Below are 22,270 nucleotides of genomic sequence, written 5' to 3'. Positions count from 1 at the left end.
TTTGCCCATTCGGACCACAACCTGTTTGGAGAGAAAGATGAAAGTTCAGTTTCTTGGCGCGACTGGAACGGTAACCGGTTCTCGCTACCTTGTCTCACATGAAGAAAATCAAATCCTGATTGATTGCGGGCTATTTCAAGGGGTAAAGCGACTGCGTGAACGCAACTGGGAAGCGCTAGCGGTAACCCCTTCAAAGCTGAACGCAGTGGTCCTTACTCATGCGCATCTCGATCACTCTGGCTATTTACCCAGACTCGTAAAGGCCGGATTCAAGGGGCCTATCTATTGTTCAGCGGCGACTCGTGAGCTTGTCAAAATACTGTTGCTGGATAGTGGTAACCTTCAGGAAGCCGATGCCGAACGAGCAAATCGATATGGATATAGTAAGCATCGACCAGCGCTGCCGCTTTATACCGCCCAAGATGCGGAAGACGTGTTCCCACTATTGGAAGCGAAACCTTTTCATGAATCGTTTCGAGTTGGTCGCTTAGCCATTTCGTTAAAGCCTGTTGGGCACATACTCGGCGCGTCTTCCATCCGTATTAGTGCGGCAGGAAGATCGCTTACGTTTACCGGTGACGTTGGAAGGCCTCATGATCCGATTATGAAAGCACCTGAACCACTGGATGAAACGGATTTTTTGGTCATTGAGTCGACTTACGGAGATCGGCTGCATGAGCAAGCTGACACCAGCGAACAGTTAGCAGAGATCGCCCGCGCAACCCTTTCACGGGGTGGCACACTGATGATCCCAGCTTTTGCAGTAGGCCGTGCACAGTCCATGATGCACTTGCTTGCCAGTTTGCAAAAAAAGCACGAGATCCCCCGAGCACAGATCTTTCTTGATAGTCCAATGGCGATCGATGTTAGCGACATTTTCTGTGACCATGCGGCGGAACATCGATTGAGCAACTTACAATGTCGAGAAATGTGTCAGGCAGTAAACTATGTAAGAGACGTCGAGGGATCAAAGAAACTGAGCCAGGATCCCCGCCCAAAGATCATTATCGCGGGTGCGGGCATGCTAAGTGGTGGACGTATTTTGCATCATTTGCTGGCATTCGGTGGAGACCATCGAAATACCCTACTGCTGGCCGGTTATCAAGCCGAGGGCACTCGCGGTAGAGCATTGCTCGATGGCAAGAAGACCTTACGTATTTACGGACAGGACGCCAATATCAACTGCCATACGGAGGTTTTACATGGCCTTTCGGGACATGCCGACTATCAGGAACTTGGCAACTGGTTGAGTTCCCTTCCACGAGCACCAAGCCGCGTGTTCGTGACCCACGGAGAGCAGGGGGCCTCGGCTTCATTTCAACAGTATTTACGCGCGAAATTTGGTTGGAACGTAGAACTTCCCGAGGATCAAGGAGAGCTTACGCTGTTCTGACCATGCTCGATTTACTCTTCGTGAAGCAGATGATCAGGTAAATCACAGCAACTTAGTGAGAATCTGAGTTTTAACGGCTATCAGCCCTTGTTTCTGGTGGCGTGTTCTAGTCAGAAGGGATTTTGTAAATTCCTGGTTATTATCAGGGAGAAAGATATGCTCCAAACATCGAAAGGCCTGAATTGGAGTGGCTATCATGAAAGTCCGTGAGAAAGTGTTAGTAGCTGCAGTTTTTGAGGTGTTTGAGCTGGCGTGTAATATTCAAGACTGGCAGACCGCTAATGAATTGCTCCGAGTTATCGAGGGCTTATCTCGAAGAGAGAATGATGACAAATATTTGTTGATGGCCTATAAGCGAATCGACATGGACGCAAAAGCAGGCTTACATGGTCCGGGTTCAAGCGATGATCAGCACTAGTGGCCATCTTAGGGAAAGGGATTCAGTCACGAATGCCTACGATTGCCACGCTTCGGTGTGGTAGCAACCATAGGTTGTGCTCAAGTATTTTCTTTTAGGGTCAAGATGTCGGAGGCTAAATAATGATTAGAGTATTTTTTTTGACAGCGTTGTTTATGTTGGCGATATCCAGCACTACGGTAGCGGATATGACGGGACAAGAAACATCAACGCCTACTCAAGATGCCGCCTTAATCTCCGGTATTTTGGAGGATATACGGCTAGGCTGGGAAAATGGTGATGGCAAACCATTCTACTCGCATTTTCTTGACTGGGACGGCGCCCGATATTTTGAGGGTGGGGGACAGAACATTGGTCTTCGTGATCTGGTTGAACGACATGTAGAGCCGGAAGCGAAGCTTGGATTAAAGTTGAGTTTTTCCAATATTCAGGTTCATTTTGAGGGGCAAATAGCATGGGCGGTGGTGGATACGGAAATTTAGCTCACCACCACGGATGGTCGAAAAATTCATAATCGCGGCCACGGAACTTATCTATTCAAATGGATAGATGGCGCATGGAAAGTCATACACACTCAGTCAGCGAGCTCGCCGATCAGAAAGTAATCTTGCAAAGATTCAAAGAAATGTTCGGCGATCAACATATCCATTTCATGCGATGTGGTTTTTGCTTTGGATGTTAACTGTCCGTAAGAAATGGCGCGCACCAGTGATTTGACTTACCATGACAGCAAGCTATGGTTTATCGAACTGACCAAACTACAGGTAGTAATCGTGAAGTTATTGCTACTGAACTGGATTCCATTATTTTCACAGATTATATGTTAGATAAAAGCAGATGAGTAAGGAGCATTCAAGCCAGTACAAAGCGTCAAGCATCACTCTTTCTGGTGCAGTGGCGATGGGAGCAGGCGTCATGATTGGTGCCGGCGTATTGGCGTTAACTGGGCAAATAGCGGAGTTGGCGGGTGAATGGTTTCCGTTCGCTTTTTTGGTCGCCGCCATCATTTCTGGTTTCAGTGCTTACTCGTATGTAAAGCTATCCAACGCCTTTCCGTCTGCGGGCGGTATCGCGATGTTTCTTGAAAAGGCATATGGCAAAGGCACGATGACTGCAGCGTGTGCGCTGCTGATGTATTTTTCCATGGTCATTAATGAGAGCCTGGTTGCGCGCACCTTTGGCACCTATAGTTTGCAACTGTTCGATATCGAGAAAAAAGAATGGATGATCGCTGGCATTGGAATTGGTTTGCTCGCGATCGCGTTTTTAGTCAATGTACTGGGTAATCGAACGATTCAAGCCGTTTCCTATTTCATGGCGTTCATCAAAGTAGGCGGGTTGGTGCTGCTATCAATTGGTGGTCTTTGGGCATCCGGTGTGTCATTTGAAAGCAAATCCATTGCGCCCGGGGATACGTCGGTAACCGGTTTTCTTGGTGCGGTGGCATTGGGGATCTTGGCCTACAAAGGGTTCACCACGATCACCAATAGCGGCAGTGAGATCCGCTCACCCAGTAAAAATATCGGTAGGGCAATCATCATCTCGCTCATTGTGTGCGCGGCAATCTACCTTTTAGTTGCCTTCGCGGTCGGTGGGAATCTTTCCATCAGCGAAATCGTTAACGCGCGTGACTACGCATTGGCGGAAGCAGCCAGACCAGCATTTGGCAAGCTTGGTTTGTGGGTAACCGTAATTTTTGCCATGGTCGCGACCAGTTCTGGTGTGATCGCCAGCGTCTTCGCTGTGTCGAGAATGCTGGCCATGCTCACCGACATGAAGCTTGTTCCACACCGCCACTTTGGCATGCCAGGGAGCATACAAAAGCACACCATGGTCTACACCATTGTATTGGCCATGACATTAACGGCATTCTTCGATCTCAGTCGAATCGCGGCATTGGGCGCCATTTTTTATCTTTTGATGGATATCGCCATTCATTGGGGACTGCTGCGACATTTGAAGGAAAAGGTGAAAGCAAACGCCGTCATCGTCGTTTCAGCCATAGCACTGGATGTAGTTGTGTTGATAGCCTTCATCGCGATAAAACTGCGCAGCGACCAGTTGGTGATCTGGGCAGCAGCGGCTAGTCTTTGCCTAATTGTGGGTTTTGAGTATCTGTTTTTACGTCGCACGATGTCGAATCAAGGGGCTAGCGGCTAGTCATGAAGTTTCGACCCGGTTCGTGTTGAGTTGACCAGCTCCGGAAACAATTACGATATCCGTCAGCTCTGGTGCCGTGTACACCGTCTTCTCGAAGAATGGAGGTAAGCCCAAGTCAGTACATGACTGACTCGGTTTTTGCCCATTCGCCTGACTTGGGATGAAATTACTTCATTTTTCCGAAGCGTTACATATTTACTTCGTGTCGAGACTTTCTGCATGAACTCAGGGAAATGACGCGTTAACACCTTGAAAATCCTAGGGTATTTTTACAAAACCATAATGCCAAGCGGGCCAGGGTGTGTTGAATTTACTTCGTAAACTGGAACATATTTAGTTCCTCGGACAACTACGGATCGCTGTGAAATGCTGGAAAAACGCCTAAGTAACGAGAAGTCGCTGAGCAACACTAAAAGCGCTAAGTCTGTAAAAGCCCAAAAAAGACCATCCGTGCCAGCAAAACGCCATCAACAAAAATGAGAGTTTCTTCCTGTTTGCTTTTCTACTCATACGAAACAATTGTGTTCCCAGGGTTTACCAGCCTCCGCTTTAATCAAGCCATTCAAACTACAACACGCCTATTGAAGAATGAGTTTCAACAAACTGATTGTTTACCAAGTACATAAAGAGCAGGATTTGCACGCTCACACACGATATATGCGTACACGGAATTGCCAATGCTCAAAGGATGTGCGTGCCTTTCAATATATACGCGAAAGATTCTGGCCCGAGAGCAACACGGCGATAAACAACCACTGAATGGATTACATTGCCTAGGGCCACCAACCAAACGCGCTCAGCATCGTTAAACCGAGAAAGTCGGACGAGTCGACTGGAGCTGAATGTTTAACGGCGCCTCCGAAATAAACAGAGGCGCTTCGCGTATAGCGTACGTTACTCTGGATTAACGCTGCGTTGATGAACCATTTGGTAAAGGACGGGAAGAACCAACAGCGTTAACAGTGTCGACGAAATGATTCCACCGATAACCACCGTGGCCAGGGGCCGTTGAACTTCTGCGCCTGTACCGGTGTTTAGCGCCATCGGAACGAAACCCAAACTAGCAACTAACGCGGTCATCAATACTGGGCGTAAACGGGTAAGCGCCCCTTCAACAACCGCGACCATAAGATCGCCCTTCTCACGCCAAAGATCCTTTATAAACGCAACCATGACCAAGCCGTTAAGGACGGCCACGCCTGAAAGCGCAATAAAGCCAATGCCAGCGGAAATGGATAACGGCATCTCACGCAAGTATAGCGACAGCACACCTCCCGTGAGCGCTAAAGGCACGCCACTGAAAATGATCAGCGCATCTTTCAACGATGAGAACGCCATGACCAACAAAGCCAGGATAATTAACAAGGTAATCGGTACAACGATTGAGAGTCGCTTACTGGCGGACTCCAATTGCTCAAATGTGCCACCATAATCGAGCCAATAGCCAGTTGGCAGCTGCACTTCGCTTTGTACCTTTTGCCTTACTTCTTCCACAAAACCTCCCAGATCTCGTCCTCGCACGTTGACGGTCACCACAATTCGGCGCTTGCCATTTTCACGACTGATTTGTGCCGGTGCCGGCGAGGTGTCCAAGGTCGCCACCTCCTGCAAAGGGACGTAATCACCATTGGGAAGGGGAACAGGCAAAAAGGAAAGTCTTTCGATATTGCGACGGAGATCCTCTGGCAGTCGAACGATAAGTTCAAATCGTCGATCTCCTTCATACAAGATACCGGCCGATTCACCACCAATCGCGGCGGACACCCAGTCCTGAAGTTCCACAACATTCAAACCATAACGGCCAAGCGCTGTTCGGTTAGGTATTACGGTCAATGTCGGCAATCCAGACACTTGTTCGACTCGTGCGTCGGCCGCTCCGGACACCTGACGAACGGCGGTGAGCACGTCGTTGGCGGTGCGTTCCAACTGTTCGAGATTGTCACCAAAGATCTTGATGCCGACATCCGACCTAACCCCGGAAATCAACTCGTTAAATCGCATCTGGATGGGTTGAGTAAATTCGTAATTGTTGCCTGGCAGTTGTTCAAGCGAGGCCTCCAATTCTGCGACCAACTCGGCTTTGGTTTTCTCAGGATTCGGCCACTCATTTTGTGGCTTCAGTATCACAAAGTTATCTGCGACGTTCGGAGGCATCGGATCCGTCGCCACCTCGGCGGTACCAATACGAGCGAAGACCTTGTCCACTTCAGGAAACGCTTTGATGCGCTGCTCCAGAAGTGCTTGCATTTCCACCGCTTGCTCAAGCCCTGTTCCGGGGATGCGCATGGCGTGAAGTGCAATATCGCCCTCATTGAGCTGAGGGACGAACTCTGAGCCGAGCGTTGATGCGAGCCAAATCGAAAAACCTACCAATACCGACGCCAGGCCAATAACCACCCAACGAAACTTTAAGGCAAGAAGCAGCAGCGGTTGATACGCCTTCTTACTCGCGCTGATCGCGATGCTTTCTTTTTCGCTGATTTTACCCCGCATGAAGACCGCAACGGCCGCGGGCACTAATGTTAAAGACAACAGCATGGCCGAGAGCAACGCCATGACTACCGTGGCCGCCATCGGGTGAAACATTTTTCCCTCCACACCCGTCAATGAGAAAATAGGGATGTAGACAACCGTAATGATTGCGACTCCAAAAAGGCTGGGCCGTATGACTTCGGCTGTTGCTTGGTAGACCGTATGTAAACGTTCCTTGAGGGCTTGTGTTGCACCATTGTGTTGCGCCTCGGCCAGACGGCGCACAGCGTTTTCAACGATGATCACGGCGCCGTCAACAATCAGACCAAAGTCCAGCGCGCCTAGGCTCATTAAATTGGCAGAAACACCGGTGCGTACCATGCCAGTGATAGTCATCAACATCGAGAGCGGGATGACCGCGGCGGTGATCAATGCGGCACGAAGGTTCCCGAGTAACACAAACAGCACCACGATGACCAATAATGCCCCTTCGAGTAAATTTTTGCTGACGGTTGCTATGGCCTTATCGACCAGTGAAGTGCGATCATAAACCGGCTCAGCGACGACCCCTCTGGGCAGAGATGCTTTGATGGCCTCTAGCTTTATGGCAACATCACGCGCGACAGTCCGCGAATTCTCACCGATCAGCATCATTGCGGTACCGAGTACGGTTTCCTGCCCATTTTGCGTGGCCGCCCCGGTTCGCAGTTCCTTGCCTATGCCGATATCGGCGACATCGCGGATTTTTATCGGAATGTTCTCGTGTTCAGTGATGATGACATTGCCGATATCTTCGATGGTGGCAAGTTGCCCAGGTGAGCGCACCAACAGTTGCTGACCATTACGTTCAATGTAACCGGCCCCTTGATTGTCATTGTTGTCCCGCAGGGCTTGCACTAAATCCTCAATACCAATGCGGTAATACAGGAGTTTTTTGGGGTCTGGTAACACGTGATACTGCTTGTTGTATCCGCCGATGCTATTGACCTCGACCACCCCTTTGACCTGTGCCAATTGTGGCTTGACGATCCAATCCTGAATTTCACGTAACGCCGTCGCGGTATAGGGCGAGCCGTCATTTTGCGTAGTGCCGGGTTCTGCCCGCACGGTGTACATGAATATTTCACCGAGACCAGTGGAGATTGGCCCCATTTCTGGCTCGACACCAGGCGGCAACGTGTTTTTGATCGCACCCAGCCGGGCATTAATCAAATTGCGAGCAAAGTAGATATCAGTGCCTTCTTCAAATACGACGGTCACTTGTGAAAGTCCGTATCGTGATAAAGAGCGCGTGTAGGAAAGTTTTGGCAGTCCGTAAAGGGCGGTCTCAACGGGGTAGGTGATCCGCTGCTCCGCTTCAAGCGGCGAGTAACCTGGTGCCGCCGTATTAATTTGCACTTGTACGTTGGTGATGTCAGGGACTGCGTCTATCGGTAAGTGCTGGTAACTCCAACTCCCTACACCAATAATCACCAGAGCAAAACATAAAACTAGGTAGCGCCGTGAAATCGACAGGCGCACTATGGATTCAATCATGGTACGCCTCTCAGTGCTCGTGTTCTGCTTCAGATTTTTCGATATCCGCTTTGATCAGGTAACTGTTCTTGTTGACATAGACGTGGCCGGGTATTAACCCGGAAAGCACCTCAACGTAGCGATCATCTTGACGACCAATTGTTACCGGTACGAATTCGTATTCGTTCTTGTCTTTGACAAAAACACCGAGTTGGTTCCCTACGGTTTGAATTGCCGCTTTTTCGACCGCCACGCTTGCGGTGAACTTATCTACAATGACGTGCCCCTCAACCAATAAACCGGGTGTTAACCTCTTGACGCGATTGTCAAATGACACGCGCGCCAATAGATACGGTTTATCCAAGGCAGGAATGATATGCCTTATCGTGCCGGTCAATTCTTCATCGTTTGCCACGATGTGCGCGGTTTGCCCGGCTTTAACCTGTGATTGTTGCGCGGGATAGATCCGAAATTCTGCCCATAAGGTTTCAAAATTGGCGATATAAAAAAGGACTTGGTCCTGTGCCACCTCACCGCTATTCGCATGATGCTGAATGACGACGCCCGAAATGGGAGATCGTACCTGATAGGTTTTTAGGCTCTCGTTGGACTCCACTTCTGCCAGCAATTGCCCGCGTTCCACCTCATCGCCAACGGTTGGCTTGACGGATTTGATCATGCCGGGATAACGCGCTCGCACATGACTCAGCTGCTCCGGCCCTGTCGCTAAGCTACCGTATACTACCGTGGTTAGGTTCAGCGTTTGCGAAGACGCTACAGAAGTCGCAATGCCAGCTTGTTGAGCGAGCGCATCATCGATGCGAGTCGCCTGGGCGCCGTGCGCACCTTCGGGATTGGAGCTTACTTTGGCTGTAGGACTGGCCACTTCCTTGCGTGATTGCCGGTGATCGTTCTCCTCGGCGCTGTGATGTTCATGGCGCGATTCGCGCTCCTGTTTGGTGGCATGTGGTGCGTTCGCAGACTCAGTGGCATAACCTAAAATGGAAACGATGCTGAGCGCGAAAATAGATATATACATGTAGTGTTTCATTCTCGTTTTCCTAATTGACATCACCGGTTCATCTTGGTGCCGGAATCGTCAGAAATCGTTAAAGGTTCAGCCGTTAATTGTTCAATTAAGGCTTGGTTCAATAGCGCAACGCTGGCGGTTTGTATGCGCTGCTGTTTTGCTGCCAATAGTTCTTGCTGAGCCGCTATCCAATCTAGATATTTCAATCGGCCCTGCTCAAAAGCGTCCCTAGTGATGGAAAGTGCGATTTCCAGATCGGGAATGATGTTTTGAATGAGTTGTTCATATGCCGCTACGTATTGCTGACGCTGTGAGTAAGCGTCGAACAATCGATCGTGCAGCGCGAGCAGGCGTTCTGCGTGTTGACTGGCAATCACATCGTATTCCGCCATCACTGCAACTATTCGACTCTCGTTTCGACGTTCGGTGAACAGCGGCACCGAAACCCCCAACGTCAGGGCAGTATCGCCATTCGCTTGCAATTGCCTAATGCCCATTTGCCAGCTGAGATCGGCTTTGTTCTGCGTCTTGGCCAAGCGAAGCTCTGCTTCTTTCAACCGCAACTCGCTGGCAAAAATTTCGATGGCGGGCGCTTGTTGTACCCTGGCATAAAGTTCTGCAAAATCGCGAGCCTCGCCGAACCCATACAGATTGCCTTCCACGGACGAAAATGAAAGCGTGGTATCGCCCCAAAATCTTGCAAGTGAGACTTTTTGACGTTCATATTTCTGTCGAACGAACTGATCCTGAAGTCGGGATTGTGCCAGGGAGGCTTTCGCCCGCCGCACTTCGGCGTCTGATGCAGCACCTCGCCGGGCCCGCTCTTGCACGGTTTTGTAAAGTGATTCGGAAAGGCGTACGGCATCCGCCGCAAGCTTGAGTTCCTCCTGAGTGGTGAGCAATTGAATGAAGGCGCTGGTCACCTGGCCGAGTACATCCAGCGTCTGCGCACGTTTTTCCTGCTCCAAGCGCTCCAAACGGGCTTCAGCCACCGTAACGCGGGCCTCTCGTTTGTATCCGAGTTCAATGACGGAGGACAAAGCCAGCGTGATTTCCGCCCCGTCGAATCCACTGATGTCACCTGTGCCCGCAACGTTCTCTACCGTCAAACCAAGCGCATACGACGGATTCAATGCATTCGTATCTCGTTCAGCACGCAGGCGTTTTCGGATGAACTCGAATTGATGTAACTGTGGATTTTGCCGTAGTGTTTTTTGCAATGCGGCGGGAAGTGTCAAGATGTCAGAGTCAGGATAATGTTTATCCGTGAAAGGTGCCTCTGCAAAGACATAGCTGGGCACTGCGATCGCAAATAGCAGAGCAACCAATAAGGTATGGATGTTTCGCACAATGATTTCCTTCAAAGATGACCTGGCGTAGCCGGCAACGAGTGCAGCCACGCTTTCGGCTCATGTGAGATGAGCGGTGTAATCGATTGGAAGGAGAGGCTTAAATAAGTAGGCGTACGGTGCGTACAAACTCAATGGTGGTGCGCCGTTTTACCTGTTCGAGCTGAGGGGCGTGGTATGGAGTATCGGTGGCAAACGCCAGGAGAATGGGAAGGGGAACGGCCGTTGCCGTGTCCTGGCAGAGGTTGAGGTCTTTCGCGGGTGTGGCCTGATTGCTGTCATCATCGCAGTAGGTCACGACATGATCAGCATGAGTATGTGCGACGTCTTCAGCATGCGCATCGACATCCGCCTCTAGGTTTGGCTCATGCCGATCTTGATGCCCAACATGGTGTATTACCAATTGCCGGGCTTGCTCCGTCATCACGATAACCGCACCGGCCGGCTCGCTATTCATCACGGAGGACCATGATGCAAGCCGATCAATACCGGTGGCGCACCAAAGGTATGTCAGCAAAGCGAGGAGCAGATAGGGGCGCACACGCATCGATAAAATAGAAAGTGCTGGAAAAGCGATGAAGCTGAACATGCTAGGGGATCACCTTGGCAGCGTCAAATGACCAGAGCGGGCCAGTGGCGCCGCTTCACGCAAAATTTTGATCGCCGCATGCAGAATGATCAGTGCTATGCCAACACCCAGAACCCTGTCCGGCCAGGCACTACCGGTCCAGCCGACCAATCCGGCGGCGGCCAGCACCCCAATGTTGGCCAGCATGTCATTGCGGGAGCATACCCAGGTGGCGCGCAGGTTAATGTCGTCACCACGGAAACGGCTCAGCAGTACGAAGCAAATGGTATTCACGACGAGTGCCAACACGCTCAACACAGACATCGCCAGCGGCTCCGGTACCGTTCCCAGCAGACTGCGGCGAATGACCTCCGCTAAGATCAGAGTTCCGAGTAAACACTGCAATCCGCCATTAAGTAGGGCGGCGCGCGCTTTCATCCGCAGACTGCGACCAATGGCGTAGAGGCTAACCCCATAGACCGCTGCATCAGCAAACATGTCAAGCGAATCGGCCATTAAGGCCGTTGACCCTACCAGCCAACCGGCTATGAATTCGAGCAAAAACATGCCCGCATTTAAAATGAGTACCAACCACAGCATCCGTCTCTGCTTCGATTCCAGCACTTTGGTTTCGCACAAATCGTGATCGCAGCAACCCGCCATTTCATTTTCCTCGTTGCGCTGGCTGGCCACCATTTAAAAGCCTATAGTAACTATAAGGTCAAGTCATAATTTCGGGTGATGTATGTTAATAGGAGAACTAGCGTCTCAGGTGGGAGTAAGTGTGCAAACCATTCGATACTACGAACGTGAGGGGTTAATTGCCGAGCCTCCGAGGACCAGCAGTGGGTATCGACGTTACAGTCGTAAGCACATCGACGCATTGAACTTTGTTCGCCATTGTCGATCTCTGGATATGACGTTGGCCGAAATCCGCCTGCTGCTGGATTTTCGGGAGCATCCTGATCGGTCGTGTGGTGAGGTTGATTTGCTGATCGCACGACATTTGCAACAAGTGCATCAGCGCATCGAGCAAATGCAGCAATTGGAGCGACAGTTACAAGGACTTCAATCAAGCTGTGGCGAGCCGAGGACCACAGCCCGATGTGGAATTCTGCAGTCCTTGGCCACGGACGACGAAAAGAGGGGTGGTTATCATCAACCGGAATCTGACGTCTGTTCGGAGCGGTCATCAATCACGTGACAAAAATAACTGCTTGAGTTTGACCCGTGGCAAGGTGTTACACTTTGCCCGTAGTAGACCATTGGACATTCGTTCTGTGCGCACTTTCTTACTGTTATTTCTCTGCTGGTTGATCGCCATTCCTAGCGGTCAGGCGGGGCTGCGCACGCAGAATAGCGATTGTTCCATGGCGGAAATGATGGAACAGGTCATCGATGACCACTCGGAGTCCGCACAGGATTGCTGCCATGACATGGCAAGATCGGATATCCAATGCAATATGGAAATGCCATGTGGCTCACCGTCATTCCTGGCAGTGCCGATTATGCGGGTGCCGGCCTCTGCGAAGCCCGCTAAACCAATGGTGGAACCGCTGCCTTTATCGCCACCACGCTTGAATCTTTCTTCTATCTGGCGTCCGCCAAACCTTATCTGATCTTTCCGTGTGCGGCATTTTCATGTCGCGAAAATCTTGTGCTTTTACCGGCGCGTTATGCGCGCCACTGATCAGATAGGACATTCCATATGCCTCGGTTTAACGTGTGGCATCGCCGTTCATCACAAACGGTGATACTGCTATTCACGGCCATGGCGTCAAAGCCGGCCTTGTCAGCCATGACGCTGCAGGACGCCCTGCGTCAGGCGACGCGTCATTCACAAGCGCTGCCTGCGCAAAACTATTCAGCGGAGGCGGCACGTGAACGCGCTATCGCCGCAGACACCTTGCCCGATCCGGTATTGCGTTTGGCGGTTGAGAATGTGCCCGTCGACGGCCCGGTGCGCTTCAGCCTCGATGCCGAACGCATGACCATGCGCTCCATCGGGCTTTCCCAAACCTATACGCGAGCCGCGAAACGCGATGCCAAGCAAGAGCGTTACCGACAGGAAGAACAGGTGGCTAATGCGCGCTGGCACGCGCAGTTGTCTAACCTGCAAACCGAAACCGCCAAGGCTTGGCTATCACTGCATTTCCAGCATCAACTCTTGCACTGGCAGGAGCAGCGACGTGAACAGGTGGCGCGTCAAAGCGAGGCAATGGAAACCGCCTATCGTTCCGGACGTGCGAGCCAGCACGAATGGTGGTCGGTGCAATCACAATTGCTGCAACTGGACGAGCAACTGCTGGCGCAACGCACCCAGGTGGAAAACGCCGAAATGCGTTTGCAACGATGGATAGGCGTCGAACAACCCTTGGTGCTCGCCGACACCATGCCGAATATCTCTGCGCTGCCATTTGATTTGCAGCAGTTGCGCCTGGCGGTCGATGACTATCCGGAAATCATCGCCATGAACGCACAAGTACAGCTGAGTAAAGCCGAAGCCGACGTGGCGAAAGCCGACACCCAATCCGACTGGAGTTGGTCGGTGATGTATGGCATACGCGACAGTGATTTTGGCGACATGCTGTCGGTAGGCGTTTCCATTCCGCTGCAATGGAACCAGGAAAATCGGCAACAACGCGATTACGCCGCCAAGCTATCGGAAGCCAATCAGCGACGAGCTGAAACCGAAGAAAAGCGGCGCTTACTGCTGCTTGATGTGCAGCAAAAGTGGAATGCCTGGCAGAGCGCCCTGGCGCGCCAAAAACAGTATCAGCAACAGCTATTGCCGCTTGCCGAATCACGCGCAGAAGCAACCCAAACCGCGTTTGCCAGCAATCGCGCCTCAATGGCCGCCGTGTTCGAAGCCCGTCGCGCGGTGCTCGACACCCACCTCAACGAAACCAGTCTGGCCTGGCAGGCTGCCTTGCTATGGGCCGAGTTGTACTTTCTTTTTCCTGAATCGGAAATGGTGACAGCCCCGATCCAGAGCCACGCGGAGTAATAACCATGAATAAATCATTTTTTGTGCTCTCGGTATCCGCGGTGGTGATCGCCGGTTTGCTCATCGGGTGGCTGCAGGCCGCCGAGCCTGAGCCGCATCAACATGGCGATGCTCATACTCACCACATGAACGATGAAGCCGATGATGATTCGCAAAATACCTCAACACCAGACGCACATACCAACCATCAACACGATGCGGACGGAACCGCTGCCACTACAACCGAAGATCCTTCGGACTGGGGTATCGCTCAAGGCGAAGCAGCAACACGCCGCCACATTGAGCAGGGAATAAAAGCAGGTGATATCGACCCGGTAACGGGTCGCGAGATTTTGTATTACCACGACCCGATGGTGCCGGGCAGACAATTCGACGCGCCGGGAAAATCCCCGTTCATGGACATGATGCTGGTGCCCATGTATGCCGACAGTGGTCGCGACAAAGGCACGGTAACCATCAGCCCGCGTATTCAGCAAAACCTCGGCATTCGGTTTGCCACCGTGCAACGCGGCGATATGCATACCGAAATCACCGCGATCGGCAGCGTTGCCTGGAACGAGCGCAAACGTGAAGTGCTGCAGGCACGGGCCAATGGCTTTGTCGAAAAACTGCATGTGCGGGCCGAACTCGACAACGTGAAAAAAGGCCAAGCCTTGCTGGAGCTTTATGTGCCCGAGTGGATTGCGATGCAGGAAGATTATTTGCTGTTGTCGCGCATGGAGGGTGAAGGGCTGGAAGCACTGCGAGCCGCTGCCAAACAACGGATGCGGCAAGCGGGCATGAACGACGAACAAATTGCGGCGGTAAGCTCCCGGCAAAAAGTCCTTTCGCGGGTCACAGTCCGCGCGCCAATCAGCGGCGTAGTGACGGCGCTAAACGTACGTGAGGGCAGCACCGTCATGACCGGCATGCCATTGTTGACCATCAATGCCTTGTCACCCATTTGGATCGAGGCTGAGGTGCCGGAATCAGAGGCGGTGCAGTTAAAAGTGGGCACAGCGGCGACCATACAACACGGCGGGCGAAGCATTACCGGCCCGATCAAGACATTGCTGCCGCAAGTGAATGCCATGACGCGCACGCAGAAAGCGAGAGTGGAAATTGACAATCCTGATCAGCAGTTGGTGCCGGGCATGTTTGTCACCATGAGCCTGCCGGGAACCACTGTTCGTGACGCGTTGTATGTGCCGAGCGAAGCGGTGATTTACACCGGGAAACGGCAGTTGGTGCTGGTGAAAACCGACCAGGAGGCATTTCAACCGGTCATCGTTTCCACCGGTATTGAACAAGACGGCAATACCCAGATTGTTTCCGGCTTGCGCGAGCAACAACAAATTGTTCGTTCCGGGCAATTCCTGATCGAGTCCGAGGCCAGCCTTCGTGGTTTATTGGCGCGTCTTGAACCGAAAGAAAAACCGGCAAAAACGGTATCGTCTTCGGCCCCTGAAATCTACCAAACCATGGCGGAAATCACCGCCATTGAAGACGGCACGCTGACACTACGGCACGAGAAAGTTCCGGCACTGGGTTGGCCAGCCATGACCATGGATTTCGCGCTTGCCGCCGAGCTGGATACCACCGCCTTGAAAAAAGGCGATCGCATTCATCTGCAGTTTGTGCTGCAGGACGAAGGCGCGCCGAAAATCATGGTCATTCATCGCCTCAATAACACGGAGAATGCCCGATGATTGCGCGCCTGATTCATTGGTCGATTCACAATCGATTTCTGGTATTGATTGCCGCATTGCTGCTGACGGCATGGGGCGTATTGTCGATGCTGCGCACACCGCTTGATGCCTTACCGGATCTGTCTGACACGCAAGTGATCATTCGCAGCACCTGGCCGGGGCAAGCGCCACAACTGGTCGAAAAGCAGGTGACATATCCGCTGACAACAACCATGTTGTCAGTGCCCGGCGCACGAGTCGTGCGAGGTTATTCCTTTTTCGGTGACAGCTACGTTTATGTTTTGTTTGAAGATGGCACCGATTTATATTGGGCCCGCTCACGTGTGCTCGAATATCTGAATCAGGTGCAGTCACGATTGCCCGCTGGCGTCAACGTTGCACTGGGGCCTGATGCTACCGGCGTCGGCTGGATTTTTCAGTACGCGTTGGTCGACAAAACCGGACAGCACGATCTGGCGCAACTGCGTAGCCTACAAGACTGGTTCTTGAAATACGAGCTGAAAACCGTCAACGGCGTCGCTGAAGTGGCAACCGTTGGCGGCATGGTCAAACAGTATCAAGTCGTACTTGACCCGGAGAAACTGGCTTATTTTCGTTTGAGCCATCGCGCGGTAATCGAAGCCATTCAACGCGCCAATCAAGAAGTGGGCGGTTCGGTATTGGAGCTTGGTGAAGCCGAATTCATGGTCCGGGCTTCGGGTTACCTGCAGACCTTGCAAGACTTTCAGCAAATTCCACTACGCACCAATGACAATGGCGTGCCGGTGCAGTTGAAGGATGTTGCCCATATTCAACTCGGCCCAGAAATGCGGCGAGGTATCGGCGAACTCAACGGCGAGGGAGAGGCGGTCGGCGGCATCATCGTCATGCGAGCGGGTGAAAACGCCTTGGCCACCATCAAAGCCGTGCAGGAAAAGCTGCAAAGCTTGCGCAGCAGCTTGCCATCCGGTGTCGACGTAGTGGTTACCTATGACCGCGCGCAGTTAATTGAACGAGCAATAGACAACCTGACCACCAAGCTTTTTGAAGAGTTCATTGTCGTCGCGCTGGTCTGTGCCATCTTTCTCTTTCATTTTCGTTCGGCACTAGTGGCCATTGTTGCGCTTCCACTCGGCATACTCACAGCATTTATCATCATGCACATTCAGGGCGTCAACGCCAATATCATGTCACTGGGTGGTATTGCGATTGCCATTGGCGCCATGGTTGACGCCGCCGTGGTGATGATCGAGAACGCCCATAAAAAACTGGAACAATGGCGTCACCAGCACGGAAGCGATCCTGACAATGCTTCACGCTGGCGCTTGATGGCAGAAGCTTCTGCCGAAGTCGGGCCGGCGCTTTTTTTCTCGCTGTTGATCATCACGTTGTCATTCGTGCCGGTGTTTGCACTGGAAGCACAAGAAGGGCGCCTGTTCTCGCCATTGGCGTTTACCAAAACCTATGCGATGGCAGCGGCGGCAGGATTATCGGTAACGCTGATTCCGGTGTTGATGGGGTTTTTGATTCGTGGACGAATTCCCGATGAACAGCGAAATCCGCTGAATCGATTACTAATGGCGATGTACCGTCCATTTCTGAACCTGGTTTTGCGTTTTCCGCGCACCACCTTGCTGGTGGCGGTGATTACCTTCCTGATCAGTCTCTGGCCCTTGCAACATCTTGGTTCGGAGTTCATGCCGCCGCTCGATGAGGGCGACTTGCTGTACATGCCATCGGCGTTACCGGGCTTATCTGCCGGCAAAGCCGCCGAACTGCTGCAGCAAACCAATCGTTTGATCAAAACCGTACCGGAAGTCGCGACCGCGCACGGCAAAGCAGGCAGAGCAGTAACTGCCACCGATCCGGCGCCGCTGGTGATGTTTGAAACCATTATTCAATTCAAACCACGAGAGCAGTGGCGTTCCGGGATGACACCGGAAAAACTGGTTGAGGAACTCGACAAGGCGGTGCAAGTACCGGGGCTGACCAATATCTGGATTCCGCCAATTCGCAATCGCATCGACATGCTGGCCACCGGTATCAAAAGCCCTGTTGGCATCAAAGTGATGGGAGAGGATTTAACGGTGATTAACCGAGTTGCCGGTGAAATTGAAACGGCGTTGAAAACCGTACCCGGCGTCACCAGCGTATTTGCCGAGCGGCTCACCGGCGGGCGCTATATCGACATCGACATTGATCGACAAGCCGCAGCGCGCTATGGCCTGAATATAGCCGACGTGCAATCGGTGGTCGCGAGCGCCATTGGTGGCATGAATATTGGCGAGACTGTAGAAGGTTTGGAGCGCTATCCGATTAACGTTCGCTATCCACGTGAGCATCGTGATTCGTTAGCAAATTTACGTGCATTGAAAATCATCAATGCACGCGGACAGCAATTGCTGCTGGGCGATGTTGCTGAAGTCAGATTCAAAGACGGACCTCCGATGCTGCGTAGTGAAAACAGTCGACTGGCAGGGTTTGTTTATGTTGATTTACGCGATCGCGATCTCGGTTCTGCTGTTGCGGAAATGCAGCAAGTAGTAGCCGAAAGAGTCGAACTGCCAAGTGGATATTCGTTAGCGTGGTCCGGGCAGTTTGAATACCTGGAACGGGCGGCAAAAAAATTAATGATTGTCGTGCCGTTTACCTTGGCCATCATTTTCTTGTTGCTGTATTTGACCTTCAGAAACGTGGGAGAAGCGGCGCTGATCATGGCAACGCTGCCTTTCGCCTTGTCTGGTGGCATTTGGCTGCTTTATCTGTTGGATTACAACCTGTCCGTTGCAGGCGTAGTCGGGTTTATTGCGTTGGCTGGCGTTGCCGCGGAGTTTGGCGTCATCATGTTGCTTTACTTGAAACATGCTTGGGAGGAACGTCAAAAATATGGAGAGCTCAGTGAGCAAGCATTGCATGAAGCGATACAAAAGGGGGCCGTGTTGCGCGTGCGACCAAAAGCCATGACTGTCGCGGTGATCTTGGCCGGCCTGTTTCCCATTATGTGGGGTAGCGGAACGGGAAGCGAAGTTATGCAACGCATTGCGGCGCCGATGGTTGGTGGTATGGTATCCGCGCCGTTGCTTTCCATGTTCGTAATACCGGCGGCCTATTTTCTGATGCGTCGTAAGCGAGCGAACTCGGCATTCATGGAGCAATAACCGTTTTGTAAGGCCTACGTACCATGAATTACTCAATAGACACCCTCGGAAAAAGAACCAACTATCGTGCGAAGCAATCTGTGCGATAAAGTACCTGGAGAGTGGCAATATGAGTAATGATCAAATGGCATTGGCGAGTGCCGTTTTTGATGTGTTTGAACAGGCATGCAATGGTCAAAACTGGAGCACGGCCAATGACTTGCTGCATATTTTGGAGAAGTTGACCAAAGAAATGGGGGAGGATAGGTTTCTGTTGATAGCCTACCAGCGAATTGATGAAGAGTCGAAATCAACGACGCAATGGGACGGGAGCGACCGAAGTGACAGTAATTCTTGAGTAGACGTGAAGCGGAAATCAGCGCATTCCCGGCATTATTTGTGATAAAAGGTTCCAGCGCGAACCAGGTCTCGCATTTTTGATAAAACGTTGGAGAACGGATTGTGAACAGAATAATTCTTGCGATTGCGTTATTGCTTGTTGGCGCTACGGTTACCGCAGCGGACATAACGATACCGGGCCATCAAGAGCCCGAGCACAATCCAGTCCTGATTGCTGAAATTTTGGAGGATATACGACTAGGTTGGGAGCATGGTGATGGCAAGCCATTTTACTTGCACTTTCTTGACTGGGACGGTGCCCGGTATTTTGAAGGTGGAGGACAGAACATTGGTCTTCGCGATTTGGTTGAGCGGCATGTGGAGCCGGAAGCGAAGCTTGGTTTAACACTGAACTTCTCCAATACTCAAGTTCACTTTGAGAACACAATGGCATGGGCGGTGGTGGATACGGAAATTAAGCTAACCACCTTGGATGGACGGGAGATTCACAATCGTGGTCATGGGACATACTTATTCAAGTGGGTTGATGGCGCATGGAAAGTTATACACACTCAATCAGCGAGCTCGCCTGTGCGAAAGTGATAATGAAACATGTTAAAGGGAATGGCGGCGTTCAACTTATCCGTGATGATTTGACTTGCCTCCAGGACGAACTATGGTTTATCGATTGTCCTTCTTTTGGCAATCAGTCAATTCTCGCGATAGAAATTTCCGGACAGAGGTGAAGTTAATATCGCGAAGTTCACTTGTCACTGAACGTTTTCCATTTTTCGCCGCTTAACGTTAGGGATATTGAGATGAGCAAGGAGCACACTAACCAGTACAAACCATCAAGCATTACTCTTCCTGGCGCCGTGGCGATGGGGACAGGTGTCATGATTGGCGCCGGAATATTGGCATTAACAGGGCAAATAGCAGAGCTGGCCGGCGAATGGTTTCCATTTGCATTCTTGGTTGCAGCAATAATTTCGGGGTTCAGTGCTTACTCGTATGTAAAGCATTTCTAATGCGTTTCCGTCGGCAGACGGTATCGCGATGTTTCTTGAGAAAGCGTACGGGAAAGGCATGATGACCGCAGCGTGTGCACTGCTGATGTATTTCTCCATGGTCATCAATGAGAGCTTGGTTGCGAGGACGTTTGGTACCTATAGTTTGCAGCTGTTCGATATCGAGAAGAAAGAATGGATGGTTGCAGGCATTGGAATCGGTTTACTCGCGATTTTGCCGTATCGAGAATGTTGGCCATGCTTACCGATATGAAGCTTGTTCCACACCGCCACTTTGGCATGCCAGGGAGCATACAAAAGCACACCATGGTCTACACCATTGTATTGGCCATGACATTAACGGCATTCTTCGATCTCAGTCGAATCGCGGCATTGGGCGCCATTTTTTATCTTTTGATGGATATCGCCATTCATTGGGGACTGCTGCGACATTTGAAGGAAAAGGTGAAAGCAAACGCCGTCATCGTCGTTTCAGCCATAGCACTGGATGTAGTTGTGTTGATAGCCTTCATCGCGATAAAACTGCGCAGCGACCAGTTGGTGATCTGGGCAGCAGCGGCTGGTCTCAGTTTAATTGTGGGTTTTGAGTATCTGTTTTTACGTCGCACGATGTCGAATCAAGGGGCTAGCGGCTAGTCATGAAGTTTCGACCCGGTTCGTGTTGAGTTGACCAGCTCCGGAAACAATTACGATATCCGTCAGCTCTAGTGCCGGGTACACCGTCTTCTCGAAGGAGGGAGGTAAGCCCAAGTCAGTACATGACTGACTCGGTTTTTGCCCATTCGCCTGACTTGGGATGAAATTACTTCATTTTTCCGAAGCGTTACATATTTACTTCGTGGCGAGACTTTCTGCACGAACGCAGCCTAATGGCGCGTTAACACGTTGAAAATCCTAGGGTATTTTTACAAAACCATAATGCCAAGCGGACCAGGGTGTGTTGAATTTACTTCGTTAACTGGAACATATTTAGTTCCTCGGACACCCGTCAGTTGCATGAGCAGCGCCAGACGGTGACTGTGGATCGGGTGCGGGGATTATTGGGCCGTGGCAGTCGCACAACGCTGCTAAAGCACCTCCAACGATGGCGGGAACAATCCGCTTCGACGCCGGAATTTAGTTTGGGCGATATCCCGCCGCAAATGCTGTCATTGGTTGAGGCCTTGTGGCGAAACGCGGGAGAGCATGCGCACGCGTTGCTTGAAAAAGACCGTCAGCAGTTGAACCAGATGCGTAATGCACTGACTGATGCCGAACGAGTTAAGGAAGGCCAGGTACAGGCGCTCACGGCGCAATTAGCAACGTATCAACAGCGCGAGCATGAGATGTCCAAGGAGCTCCTCCACAGCAAAGAGGCACTGGCGCGGTTGGATGCTGAGCATTCACACATGCGCCAGCTGTTCGAGGCAAGCAAACAGGGTTTGCAAGAACGAGAGCAACAAATCAAAGCCTTGCAAAAGGAACTCGCCGATCAGTCCACGTCAAATCTTCAACGATTGAGATCGGAACAGGAGCGATACGAATCCGACGTGGCGCGTTGGTTGGTTCAGCTTGATGAAACCCGGCAGATGCTGCGCAAAATGACGGAGCGTTGTACCGTATTGGAAAAGCAATTACCCAACCAGAAGACGAAGCAACCAAACAGAGCCGTGTCGTCATCAAAAAAAACTGCACGTGGAAACGCAACAAAAAAATAACGAGAAGTGGGGCCGTATACATTGTGCAGTGGTGTGCTGGAGGAGGGTCTCCTCCAGCGTGACGCCCCGAGAGAAGGCTTACCTCTATTCAGACTTGTTCATACTCAAATAGGCTTTGATCGCTTCTTTATCTGCCGAGCGTACCGTCATGCCTTCTGGGCCGACGCCAATTTCGGTGACGATTTTGGCCGGCTCGCCATGTTGCTTGTATTCCTCCAGGTCTTTTGAGCCTTCTTGGAACACCCAAAGGCGACCCTGGACGATAAAGGTTTCAAATCCCGGTTTATCAAATTTGCTGGCCGCGAAAACCGAGACAGACAGCAGCATCAGGCCTAGCGCAATAGCATTTTTCATAATTCGACTCCAGTGGAATTGATTGAGCGAGCGCAGTCTACCCATGACAACGTGACGGTTTGATGAATTCGAAAAATGATTTCGCTTGTCAAAGAGGCTCAAGACCCTACGAGTAAAGAAAGTCCACTGCAGGACG

The 22,270-nt window shown here is 51.5% G+C and carries 19 protein-coding genes; 13 read left to right on the top strand and 6 right to left on the bottom strand.

Annotated features, from left to right (window positions below; genetic code table 11):
* Positions 1–37 precede the first annotated feature (37 nt).
* The 4 genes from E2H98_RS00205 to E2H98_RS00190 all read left to right on the top strand — a co-directional run bounded on the left by E2H98_RS00205 (position 38) and on the right by E2H98_RS00190 (position 3,971).
* Positions 38–1,393 (top strand): MBL fold metallo-hydrolase, encoded by a 1,356-nt coding sequence (locus tag E2H98_RS00205; protein ID WP_133592984.1) that lies wholly within the window; start codon positions 38–40, stop codon positions 1,391–1,393.
* 196 nt (positions 1,394–1,589) lie between these two features.
* Positions 1,590–1,811: a hypothetical protein gene (locus E2H98_RS00200; RefSeq protein WP_133592986.1), complete on the top strand. Its 222-nt coding sequence runs from the start codon at positions 1,590–1,592 to the stop codon at positions 1,809–1,811.
* A 122-nt stretch (positions 1,812–1,933) separates the two neighbouring features.
* Positions 1,934–2,293, top strand: coding sequence for a hypothetical protein (locus tag E2H98_RS00195; protein ID WP_133592988.1), 360 nt, complete (start codon positions 1,934–1,936; stop codon positions 2,291–2,293).
* 355 nt (positions 2,294–2,648) lie between these two features.
* A complete protein-coding gene (locus E2H98_RS00190; protein WP_133592990.1) occupies positions 2,649–3,971 on the top strand; it encodes an APC family permease in 1,323 nt (440 codons plus the stop codon).
* An 894-nt stretch (positions 3,972–4,865) separates the two neighbouring features.
* On the opposite strand, the gene E2H98_RS00185 is transcribed toward E2H98_RS00190, so the two are convergent.
* The 5 genes from E2H98_RS00185 to E2H98_RS00165 are packed head-to-tail and all read right to left on the bottom strand — an operon-like array spanning position 4,866 to position 11,601.
* Complete coding sequence (locus E2H98_RS00185) at positions 4,866–7,979, bottom strand: efflux RND transporter permease subunit (protein WP_133592992.1); 3,114 nt, start codon at positions 7,977–7,979, stop codon at positions 4,866–4,868.
* 10 nt (positions 7,980–7,989) lie between these two features.
* Positions 7,990–9,009 carry an efflux RND transporter periplasmic adaptor subunit gene (locus E2H98_RS00180; RefSeq protein ID WP_133592994.1) on the bottom strand — a complete coding sequence of 340 codons (1,020 nt, stop codon included), beginning with the start codon at positions 9,007–9,009 and terminating at the stop codon, positions 7,990–7,992.
* A gap of 20 nt (positions 9,010–9,029) precedes the next feature.
* A complete protein-coding gene (locus tag E2H98_RS00175; protein ID WP_133592996.1) occupies positions 9,030–10,388 on the bottom strand; it encodes a TolC family protein in 1,359 nt (452 codons plus the stop codon).
* Positions 10,389–10,437: 49 nt separating this feature from the next.
* Positions 10,438–10,926 (bottom strand): hypothetical protein, encoded by a 489-nt coding sequence (locus E2H98_RS00170; protein ID WP_133592998.1) that lies wholly within the window; start codon positions 10,924–10,926, stop codon positions 10,438–10,440.
* 9 nt (positions 10,927–10,935) lie between these two features.
* Positions 10,936–11,601 carry a cation diffusion facilitator family transporter gene (locus E2H98_RS00165; RefSeq protein ID WP_198325192.1) on the bottom strand — a complete coding sequence of 222 codons (666 nt, stop codon included), beginning with the start codon at positions 11,599–11,601 and terminating at the stop codon, positions 10,936–10,938.
* A 49-nt stretch (positions 11,602–11,650) separates the two neighbouring features.
* On the opposite strand from E2H98_RS00165, the gene cadR reads away from it, so the two are divergent.
* The 9 genes from cadR to E2H98_RS00125 all read left to right on the top strand — a co-directional run bounded on the left by cadR (position 11,651) and on the right by E2H98_RS00125 (position 21,780).
* Entirely contained in the window at positions 11,651–12,109 is a 459-nt protein-coding gene (gene cadR, locus E2H98_RS00160; RefSeq protein WP_133593000.1) for a Cd(II)/Pb(II)-responsive transcriptional regulator, read from the top strand.
* Positions 12,110–12,613: 504 nt separating this feature from the next.
* Complete coding sequence (locus E2H98_RS00155; protein ID WP_133593002.1) at positions 12,614–13,912, top strand: TolC family protein; 1,299 nt, start codon at positions 12,614–12,616, stop codon at positions 13,910–13,912.
* A gap of 5 nt (positions 13,913–13,917) precedes the next feature.
* Positions 13,918–15,600 (top strand): efflux RND transporter periplasmic adaptor subunit, encoded by a 1,683-nt coding sequence (locus E2H98_RS00150; RefSeq protein ID WP_133593004.1) that lies wholly within the window; start codon positions 13,918–13,920, stop codon positions 15,598–15,600.
* A complete protein-coding gene (locus E2H98_RS00145; protein ID WP_133593006.1) occupies positions 15,597–18,737 on the top strand; it encodes an efflux RND transporter permease subunit in 3,141 nt (1,046 codons plus the stop codon). Before E2H98_RS00150 ends, E2H98_RS00145 begins: the two co-directional genes overlap by 4 nt.
* 109 nt (positions 18,738–18,846) lie before the next feature.
* Positions 18,847–19,074 carry a hypothetical protein gene (locus tag E2H98_RS00140; RefSeq protein ID WP_133593007.1) on the top strand — a complete coding sequence of 76 codons (228 nt, stop codon included), beginning with the start codon at positions 18,847–18,849 and terminating at the stop codon, positions 19,072–19,074.
* 104 nt (positions 19,075–19,178) lie between these two features.
* The gene (locus tag E2H98_RS00135) at positions 19,179–19,658 is read left to right on the top strand and encodes a YybH family protein (protein WP_198325191.1); all 480 of its coding nucleotides are present in this window, start codon (positions 19,179–19,181) and stop codon (positions 19,656–19,658) included.
* Between the two features lie 215 nt (positions 19,659–19,873).
* Entirely contained in the window at positions 19,874–20,083 is a 210-nt protein-coding gene (locus E2H98_RS19560) for a hypothetical protein (RefSeq protein ID WP_198325190.1), read from the top strand.
* A 237-nt stretch (positions 20,084–20,320) separates the two neighbouring features.
* The gene (locus E2H98_RS19555) at positions 20,321–20,719 is read left to right on the top strand and encodes a hypothetical protein (protein WP_198325189.1); all 399 of its coding nucleotides are present in this window, start codon (positions 20,321–20,323) and stop codon (positions 20,717–20,719) included.
* 356 nt (positions 20,720–21,075) lie between these two features.
* Complete coding sequence (locus tag E2H98_RS00125; protein WP_157591188.1) at positions 21,076–21,780, top strand: DNA-binding protein; 705 nt, start codon at positions 21,076–21,078, stop codon at positions 21,778–21,780.
* 84 nt (positions 21,781–21,864) lie between these two features.
* Here the strand turns inward: E2H98_RS00125 and E2H98_RS00120 are convergent, their stop codons facing one another.
* Positions 21,865–22,179, bottom strand: a complete 315-nt coding sequence (locus tag E2H98_RS00120; RefSeq protein ID WP_232475439.1) for a hypothetical protein — start codon at positions 22,177–22,179, stop codon at positions 21,865–21,867.
* Positions 22,180–22,270 lie beyond the last annotated feature (91 nt).

It is taken from the genome of Permianibacter aggregans (assembly GCF_009756665.1).
GTDB classification, from domain to species: Bacteria; Pseudomonadota; Gammaproteobacteria; order Enterobacterales; family Permianibacteraceae; genus Permianibacter; species Permianibacter aggregans.
Note: the sequence above shows the minus strand (reverse complement) of the source record. Positions and strands in the feature narration are given on the sequence as shown.

Excerpts from the sequence above, each read along its gene's own strand:
- E2H98_RS19555 (WP_198325189.1), top strand. The coding sequence starts at position 20,321 with ATGCTTACCGATATGAAGCTTGTTCCACACCGCCACTTTGGCATGCCA.
- E2H98_RS19560 (WP_198325190.1), top strand. The coding sequence starts at position 19,874 with ATGAGCAAGGAGCACACTAACCAGTACAAACCATCAAGCATTACTCTT.
- E2H98_RS00190 (WP_133592990.1), top strand. The coding sequence starts at position 2,649 with ATGAGTAAGGAGCATTCAAGCCAGTACAAAGCGTCAAGCATCACTCTT.
- cadR (WP_133593000.1), top strand. The coding sequence starts at position 11,651 with ATGTTAATAGGAGAACTAGCGTCTCAGGTGGGAGTAAGTGTGCAAACC.
- E2H98_RS00205 (WP_133592984.1), top strand. The coding sequence starts at position 38 with ATGAAAGTTCAGTTTCTTGGCGCGACTGGAACGGTAACCGGTTCTCGC.
- E2H98_RS00200 (WP_133592986.1), top strand. The coding sequence starts at position 1,590 with ATGAAAGTCCGTGAGAAAGTGTTAGTAGCTGCAGTTTTTGAGGTGTTT.
- E2H98_RS00150 (WP_133593004.1), top strand. The coding sequence starts at position 13,918 with ATGAATAAATCATTTTTTGTGCTCTCGGTATCCGCGGTGGTGATCGCC.
- E2H98_RS00195 (WP_133592988.1), top strand. The coding sequence starts at position 1,934 with ATGATTAGAGTATTTTTTTTGACAGCGTTGTTTATGTTGGCGATATCC.
- E2H98_RS00155 (WP_133593002.1), top strand. The coding sequence starts at position 12,614 with ATGCCTCGGTTTAACGTGTGGCATCGCCGTTCATCACAAACGGTGATA.
- E2H98_RS00170 (WP_133592998.1), bottom strand. The coding sequence starts at position 10,926 with ATGTTCAGCTTCATCGCTTTTCCAGCACTTTCTATTTTATCGATGCGT.
- E2H98_RS00120 (WP_232475439.1), bottom strand. The coding sequence starts at position 22,179 with ATGGGTAGACTGCGCTCGCTCAATCAATTCCACTGGAGTCGAATTATG.
- E2H98_RS00180 (WP_133592994.1), bottom strand. The coding sequence starts at position 9,009 with ATGAAACACTACATGTATATATCTATTTTCGCGCTCAGCATCGTTTCC.
- E2H98_RS00140 (WP_133593007.1), top strand. The coding sequence starts at position 18,847 with ATGAGTAATGATCAAATGGCATTGGCGAGTGCCGTTTTTGATGTGTTT.
- E2H98_RS00185 (WP_133592992.1), bottom strand. The coding sequence starts at position 7,979 with ATGATTGAATCCATAGTGCGCCTGTCGATTTCACGGCGCTACCTAGTT.
- E2H98_RS00165 (WP_198325192.1), bottom strand. The coding sequence starts at position 11,601 with ATGGTGGCCAGCCAGCGCAACGAGGAAAATGAAATGGCGGGTTGCTGC.
- E2H98_RS00145 (WP_133593006.1), top strand. The coding sequence starts at position 15,597 with ATGATTGCGCGCCTGATTCATTGGTCGATTCACAATCGATTTCTGGTA.